The organism is Endozoicomonas sp. ONNA1 (assembly GCF_024606325.1).
Classification (GTDB): domain Bacteria; phylum Pseudomonadota; class Gammaproteobacteria; order Pseudomonadales; family Endozoicomonadaceae; genus Endozoicomonas_A.
The window spans coordinates 1-1,128 of sequence record NZ_JAHHPN010000640.1 but is presented as its reverse complement, the minus strand read 5'-3'; the positions used below and the strand labels follow the sequence as shown (position 1 = coordinate 1,128).

The following is a 1,128-nucleotide window of genomic DNA, read 5'->3' as shown; positions in this document are numbered from 1 at the left end:
GGCCACACAACAATAGCCAGGCTGAAGGTACAATGTTTAAGCCGACCGTGCCGGCAAGTATTCTCAGCATAAATCCCGACGAAATGAGGAATACATCCAAAATCACCACATGCTTGAAGTGCCAAGAATAAAACACATTAACGACAAAATACGTAACCGCGAACAGGGTTACCCACCAGCCTACTATGGCGGAAAGAGTTAGTGAGCCAATCACCAAAATGACCAACAGAACACGTGCGCTGGTTAATGAAACTTTTCCACTCGGCAGAGGCCTGTTCTGCTTCATTGGGTGCGCAGAATCCGCTTCAACATCAACGATGTCGTTTAATATGTAAACTGCACTAGCCATCGAGCAAAAGGCTAGAAAAGCGAAAAGAGCCTCAGTAAGCGTGGCAAGATCCCAATGATGGGCAAAAAGAGGTCCAAGAAAAACGAAACCGTTTTTCACGTATTGATGCGGCCTCATTAACTTAAAAATTGATTCCATCACTCAAAACCTGCTTTGATTCATAAAAAATTTATCAACTTGATTTAAGCGCCTCAAAACCAGAAACTCCGATCACACATAAGAAAGTCGTTTTTTGAAGCTAAAAATCTTTCTCAATGTAAAAGCTCTTTCATTTTAAGCCGTAAGCACCTGAGATTATATTAATCATTCAGCCAGACTAACCCATGAGAAAATTTTGCAAAAAACTTAATTAACAGGCTTCCGGTTACATAAAGAAATCCTAAATCCCGCCGGGCTCACATAGGTGTCCTGCTAAACGCCAGCTCTTGGAAACGGATAGAACCTTCAAAATCCTTACCATATACCTTTATTTCCTTCGGGAAATGTGGAGTAACATTATCAAAACAGAGCGAGTCGTCCAGAACCTTTTGATCCATAGGCAACTTAGTCTCATTCATAACATAGAACTTATCTGTGATAGCGTCAGCGATGTACCATTTGAAAAGATCATAATCGCCTTTAACGATAACATTTAGATTAAGACAATACCTTCCAGGAAGCAGGTACACATAGGGTCCATATATCAAATCGGTTGTAACCTTCCGAGTAGAAAAAAACACTTTATCGGAGTTCTCGTTAACCGTCCCGATATTACTGCTTAGCGTCGATGGGCTCACAAC

At 41.2% G+C, this 1,128-nt stretch carries 2 protein-coding genes; both read right to left on the bottom strand.

The window, feature by feature from the left end:
* The coding region (locus KDK19_RS15000) for a UbiA prenyltransferase family protein (RefSeq protein ID WP_257292267.1) at window positions 1–487 on the bottom strand (487 nt) is incomplete at its 3' end.
* A 257-nt stretch (window positions 488–744) separates the two neighbouring features.
* A partial coding sequence (locus tag KDK19_RS14995) for a hypothetical protein (RefSeq protein WP_257292266.1) occupies window positions 745–1,128 on the bottom strand: 384 nt, incomplete at its 5' end.